The 6,006-nt window shown below is 44.2% G+C and carries 7 protein-coding genes and 2 tRNA genes; 6 read left to right on the forward strand and 3 right to left on the reverse strand.

What is annotated here, in order from left to right; all coding sequences use genetic code 11:
- From FTU82_RS06170 to panD, 6 genes are all read left to right on the forward strand, one after another.
- Positions 1-75: transfer RNA gene (locus FTU82_RS06170), tRNA-Gln, on the forward strand.
- A 92-nt stretch (positions 76-167) separates the two neighbouring features.
- Positions 168-242, forward strand: a tRNA-Gln gene (locus FTU82_RS06175).
- Between the two features lie 36 nt (positions 243-278).
- On the forward strand, positions 279-1,232 hold the full coding sequence (locus FTU82_RS06180; RefSeq protein WP_005097740.1) for a ribose-phosphate pyrophosphokinase: 954 nt from the start codon (positions 279-281) through the stop codon (positions 1,230-1,232).
- 98 nt (positions 1,233-1,330) lie between these two features.
- A complete protein-coding gene (gene rplY, locus FTU82_RS06185; protein ID WP_005097741.1) occupies positions 1,331-1,627 on the forward strand; it encodes a 50S ribosomal protein L25 in 297 nt (98 codons plus the stop codon).
- Between the two features lie 18 nt (positions 1,628-1,645).
- Positions 1,646-2,227 carry an aminoacyl-tRNA hydrolase gene (pth, locus tag FTU82_RS06190; RefSeq protein ID WP_074383404.1) on the forward strand — a complete coding sequence of 194 codons (582 nt, stop codon included), beginning with the start codon at positions 1,646-1,648 and terminating at the stop codon, positions 2,225-2,227.
- Positions 2,228-2,373: 146 nt separating this feature from the next.
- Entirely contained in the window at positions 2,374-2,754 is a 381-nt protein-coding gene (gene panD, locus FTU82_RS06195; RefSeq protein WP_005097743.1) for an aspartate 1-decarboxylase, read from the forward strand.
- 69 nt (positions 2,755-2,823) lie between these two features.
- Here the strand turns inward: panD and FTU82_RS06200 are convergent, their stop codons facing one another.
- The 3 genes from FTU82_RS06200 to FTU82_RS06210 all read right to left on the reverse strand — a co-directional run bounded on the left by FTU82_RS06200 (position 2,824) and on the right by FTU82_RS06210 (position 5,855).
- Entirely contained in the window at positions 2,824-3,396 is a 573-nt protein-coding gene (locus tag FTU82_RS06200) for a GDYXXLXY domain-containing protein (RefSeq protein ID WP_180000958.1), read from the reverse strand.
- Complete coding sequence (locus FTU82_RS06205) at positions 3,393-5,198, reverse strand: DUF2157 domain-containing protein (protein WP_100329104.1); 1,806 nt, start codon at positions 5,196-5,198, stop codon at positions 3,393-3,395. Before FTU82_RS06205 ends, FTU82_RS06200 begins: the two co-directional genes overlap by 4 nt.
- 90 nt (positions 5,199-5,288) lie before the next feature.
- Complete coding sequence (locus FTU82_RS06210; protein ID WP_180000957.1) at positions 5,289-5,855, reverse strand: LysE family translocator; 567 nt, start codon at positions 5,853-5,855, stop codon at positions 5,289-5,291.
- Positions 5,856-6,006 lie beyond the last annotated feature (151 nt).

A 6,006-nucleotide genomic window follows, 5' to 3' on the forward strand; every position in this document is an offset into this window, starting at 1 on the left:
AGGGGTATCGCCAAGTGGTAAGGCACCGGGTTTTGATCTCGGCATCCGTTGGTTCGAATCCAGCTACCCCTGCCATTTTCTCGAAAAAAGACAGAACACTCATTTGCTGTAAGACTGTTAATTTACCTTGACACTTTACCGTAAAAATATTAAAGTTCTGCCGCATTAGGGGTATCGCCAAGTGGTAAGGCACCGGGTTTTGATCTCGGCATCCGTTGGTTCGAATCCAGCTACCCCTGCCATCTATTCCCATATATCCCAACCGCCAAGGGTGCTTCATGCCCAATCTTGTCGTTTTTAGTGGATCTGCGCATCCACAATTCGCTCAAAAAGTCGTAAGTCACTTACATATTCCTCTAGGCGCTGCCTCTGTAGGTCAGTTCTCTGATGGTGAAATCGCTGTCGAGATTACTGAAAACGTTCGTGGTAAAGACGTATTCGTCGTGCAACCTACTTGTGCTCCTACTAACGATAACCTGATGGAAATCTTAGTCATGGCTGACGCTTTGCGTCGTGCAAGTGCAGGTCGTATTACTGCCGTGATTCCTTACTTTGGTTATGCTCGTCAAGACCGTCGTCCACGTTCAAGCCGTGTGCCAATTACTGCTAAAGTCGTTGCAGACATGCTGACGACTGTAGGTATTGACCGCGTTGTGATGATTGATCTTCATGCTGACCAGATCCAAGGTTTCTTCGATATCCCTGTAGACAACATCTACGGTACACCAGCGCTACTTGCTGACTTACGTCAGCAGTCACATCACAACCTGATGGTGGTTTCACCTGACGTCGGTGGTGTGGTTCGTGCACGTGCTGTTGCGAAACAAATGGGTGATATCGATCTTGCAATCATCGATAAGCGTCGTCAAAAAGCGAATGAATCACAAGTGATGCATTTGATTGGCGATGTGAAAGATCGTGATTGTGTCATCGTCGATGACATGGTAGATACTGCAGGCACTTTATGCAAAGCAGCTGATGCATTGAAAACTTTCGGTGCTCGCAAGGTTGTTGCTTATGCAACGCATCCAGTACTTTCTGGTAAAGCATTAGAAAACTTAAGACATTCTGTGATTGATGAGTTGGTGGTTTGTGACACCATCCCACTTTCAGATGAAGCTTTAGCACTGGGCAAGATTCGCCAGGTTTCCGTAGCCAGCATGGTTGCCGAAACGATTCGTCGCATTAACAACGAAGAATCTATTAGCGCAATGTTCGATTCTTATCTATAATAGAGCGCTGAATTTTCAAAGCCCTGCCATTTGGTAGGGCTTTTACTCACTAGACTGGTCGCAAGTCTGGTTCATTTAACTTAAATAGGATGTCTATCATGGCAAACTTCGTATTAAACGCAGCAGCACGTGAAGAAGCAGTTCAAGGGAAAGGTTCGAGCCGCCGCCTTCGTCTTCAAGCTAAAGTTCCTGCAATCATCTACGGTGGCGAAGCTGCTCCTGTAGCTGTTACTCTTGAGCTTCGTCAGCTTGTTAAATTTTTAGAAAATAACTCTTTCTTTGAAGAAGTTATCGAAATTGATGTAGACGGTAAAGTTGAAAGCGTAAAAATCCAAGCCTTACAACGTCACCCAGCTAAAAACACGCCTATGCACGCTGACTTTAAACGCGCATAAGTGTTAATGGTGTAATTAGTGTCAAATATTTCACTGATTGTTGGTTTGGGCAACCCAGGTTCTGAGTATGCCCAAACCCGCCATAATGCAGGGGCCTGGTTCGTAGAACGCCTTGCAGAGCAATATGGCATTACCCTCAAGAAAGACCCGAAATTCAATGGATTTAGTGGTCGTGGCAATATCGAAGGTCAAGACGTTCGTCTTCTTCTACCTACAACCTTTATGAACCTTTCCGGTAAAAGTGTTGTTCCTTTCGCCAAATTCTACAATATCGCACCTGAATCGATCCTGATTGCCCATGATGAACTGGATATGAATCCTGGTGTCATTCGCCTGAAAACGGGTGGTGGTCACGGTGGTCATAATGGTCTACGCGATATCGTGCCGCATATTGGTTCAAACTTCCATCGCCTGCGTATTGGAATCGGCCATCCTGGTGCCAAAGACCGTGTTTCTGGTCATGTGCTCAGTAAAGCGCCCAGCAGCGAACAAAAGTTAATGGATGATGCAATTTCACATGCGCTCGCACGTACCAAAATGCTGGTGAATGCAGAAGTACAGCAAGCCATGAATCAAATTAATGCCTATAAGCCTAACTGATCATTCAAAAATCGCTGGACAATTCTGCTTGTCAGAAAGATCATTTAAGCGCAAAATGCGCAAGCCTACCCACTTATCCAGTGTCGTAGAAATTGATTCAACCATATGATGATCAAAGTCTTAGTTCAACTCAGGGGACGCTAGCCATGCTATCTCGTTTATTAAAATGCAAAATTCACCGCGCTCACGTTACACATGCAGAATTACACTATGAAGGTTCATGTGCAATTGATGGCGTTTTGATGGATTTAGCTGGCATTCGCGAATACGAAGAAATTCATGTGTGGAACGTGACCAATGGTAAACGTTTTGCAACTTATGCCATTCGTGGCGAAGATAATTCAGGCATCATTTCAGTCAATGGTGGCGCTGCACATCAAGCCGATGTAGGCGATATCATCATTATTGCAACTTTTGGTGATTTCACTGAAGCTGAAGCAAATGCACATCAGCCACGCTTGGTCTATGCAAATCCAAACAATACCGTCAGCCATACTGCCAACTGTATTCCGGTACAAGTCGCTTAAGTCGATGCGACCAGATTCCCAAAGCTCGCACCTCGCGGGCTTTTTTATGGCCAGAATGACTAAATATAATTAACTGCCCTGCCGCCAGCTTTTAGAACTTTCACAATTTAGGGGCTTTAAATGGGAGTCAACAAGATTAACCAGTAAAGCCTTTCCATTTTCCTTAAGCTTAAGTTCGGCAAATTTGGCATTGCGATAACACGGCTCTAGGCCTTCGGCGAATAAAAAACTATTGGCCGCCGGATATAAAGCTTCAAAACTATTGCGTGGATTCTTTAACAGCAGTTTTACGGAAGATGCCGGATGAACTTGTAACAGACGCGGATCAAAACTGCTTCGTATCACTCGTCGTTGTGCATCCAAGCGTACATAGCTCACGATCTGAGACCGATCTTTAAAATCCTGAATAGTGATATCTGAACCTGTTTGATTCAGGGCAGTTTCATCAGCATCCAGACCAGCAAAATGCAACTGATAGTTCAGCGCCATATAATCGCCCTGCAAAATCGAACGCGGATCGACGGGCGCCAACTTAACAAAAATACTCTGACTATTTCTTAAATGCCATTCATGCTGGATAATTAAGCCCACAAATAAGGCAATACTAAAAATACTCAGGTGTAGCACCCAGAACTTTTTCATGAGGCTACTCCTGTTTTCGACTGAAATTTCGGTGAGCTCAACACATAAGCCAGAAGCAAAACCAGCAGACCTGAAGCAAAGATACTGACACTCTTAAATAAAAAGCTGAGTCCCAGATTGTAATACAGCAACCATAACCAGAAGATCAGTAACAGAACCAATAAGGCCTGCATCAATCGCTGTTGATTGACCATCGCCCAGGCCATAAGTACCAGAATGATGAAAATTTCAAAATAGCCCAGTGCAATCAGTAAAATGCCTACGGCAGGAATCAGCCAGAGTGGTGTCAGCGAAAATTGCTTCAGATGTATTCCGATAAAACTCAGCAGCCATACTGCGGGTAAAATATAGAAAACAATTGCTTCATCTATACCGCGCGGATGCAGTTGCTGCGCTACGCCAAATTGCAACAGACATTGAAAAATAGCCGTTGCTGCCAAAATACTGATCATCCACAGATTCACACTTTTGGCATAAGCTGAAGCAAGCCAGTGTCTTGCAGTGAGTAAAGCCACGGTCAGCACACTGTAATTCAACAGCATGATCCATGTGATCAGGCGATGGTCATGAGAAAATGGGTGCTGCTCGATTAAAACTGCAATTCCCAACGCATGAGCCAGTAATAACTGTAATAGCAGCACCAGCCAATGCATGCGATTCATGATACTTAGCAACGTAATACCGATTTGTATCAGCCAGATCAGCAATAAACTATCTGTCAACAATTCGGTATGAATCAGGACAGCAGCCTGACCGCAAACCCACAAACAATAAGCCAGTTGCCGCAGAAAAACTGAAGGCTTGCTATGAATCAGCCACCAGGCAATCCCGATAAAGATTAGCCCCATCAGGATGGATAAACTTTCCCAATAGGTCAGCAACAGCATGGCCAGTATCACACCAGCAATCCATGCGCCCAGCGCCAGTGGAATGACCGAAAACCGGCTCTGGGGTAACAGCTTTATCAGCAGCGCACTAATCGCCGCAAACCAGCCAAAGATGAGCAAAGCCAGCACCAATAAGCCTGCAGCTGAATTTTGCAAATATTGGTCTGTGAGATCAAAAATCAGAATGCTAAAACTCAGTGCCAGCCCTGCAACCAGCAAACTGGTTTCCAGCTGTTGCTGCCGAGTATAGAAATAAGCACTAAATAACAGTGCTAAGACCAGTACCGAAGCCAAATACCAGATCGAATTCGAGTCGATAAATCGAAACATGCTGAATACCGAAATGAGTACCACCACGGCAATCAACAGATAGCGTAAAACCGGATAATAGCGTAATGCATAGATCAGACTCAGTCCGGTCAACAGATTAAGACTGAGCAGATAGGCAGTTTCAGCACGCACCAACCAAAAGCTTTGTTTAAAATAAAAATAAAGCGCCAGCTGGCTGACCACGCAAAATAATGCAAACACACCAATATTCGGTCGATACAGCCAAGGCAAAAGTAACAATGCCCAAAGCAAAAATAGTTGATAACTGTCCGCGCCAGTCTGATAGATCTGCCCAATCACCGCCAGACTTAAGCCCAGCATTAAACCCGATACAGTATCCAGACTTTGTCTTAACTTTTCTCGCGCAGCAAAATGCACACTCAGCAATGCCGAACCCAGCAATAAAACTTGCGGCATAAACAACTGGACAAATTTCGGCAGCATCCACCAGTTTGCTGCCAGCAGATACACGATACTGACAGCGATCAGCGCGAGTCCAATGATTTGAAGAATCTGAATAACAGCAGGTTGAATAAATAACAGCGGTGAGAATGGATGATCGGGCTTGGTTACTGTTTTAGACATGCTGATCTGTTCAATTTTTATTTGATTTTACCTTAGCATGATTTTTAGCGCATATGCCAGGCAGGAACCTTACAACTGTGCAGTACTTTTTTAAATCAGGATCTGATAAATGCCGTAAAGAGCAATGATCAGCAGAATGAGACCACACAAGGCCAGCAAATGCGGATACAACCGAGAACGGGATAAACGGTTAAAACCCAAATACACCACCGACAGGGTCAGGAAATCCAGCACGATCCAGCTCAAGGTTAAGATTATGAGACTCAAATCGAGATCAGATGTAATACCAATAAACTGCGGGAAAAAAGCCGCAAAGAAAATAATATCTTTGGGATTGGAAATACCGACCAGAAAACCCTGCTGAAAGCCGCCACGTACCGGAGATAACTTCTTTTGAGTTGACTCTGCTTGCTGGAAAATCACCTCCCGAAATATTTGCAGCCCCAGATAACCAATATACAGACAACCCAGCAACTTGATGGCATCCAGCCACTGTTCATTAATGACCAGCAAGCCTTTCAGGCTTAATATCGATAAAGCAATCAATATCAATGAAGCGAAATTGGTGCCAAAAATAGTTCTTAAAGCCGCAGCATAACCGCCTTTTAGACCGGCACTGGCCACCAGCAACATCACCGGACCAGGCGTGGCGATCATTACCACAACAGCCAGACAATACAAGAGTGATTGATAGTAAATAATTATATTGACAAATATAGTCAAACATATACAATTTAGGTATTAAATTTTAAAAAAACTTGCAATGAAATACTTGACTGAAAGCTTAAAGAAAGTAGAGCAAGACCTT

This window comes from Acinetobacter sp. YH12151, assembly GCF_013418355.1.
GTDB classification, from domain to species: domain Bacteria; phylum Pseudomonadota; class Gammaproteobacteria; order Pseudomonadales; family Moraxellaceae; genus Acinetobacter; species Acinetobacter pseudolwoffii.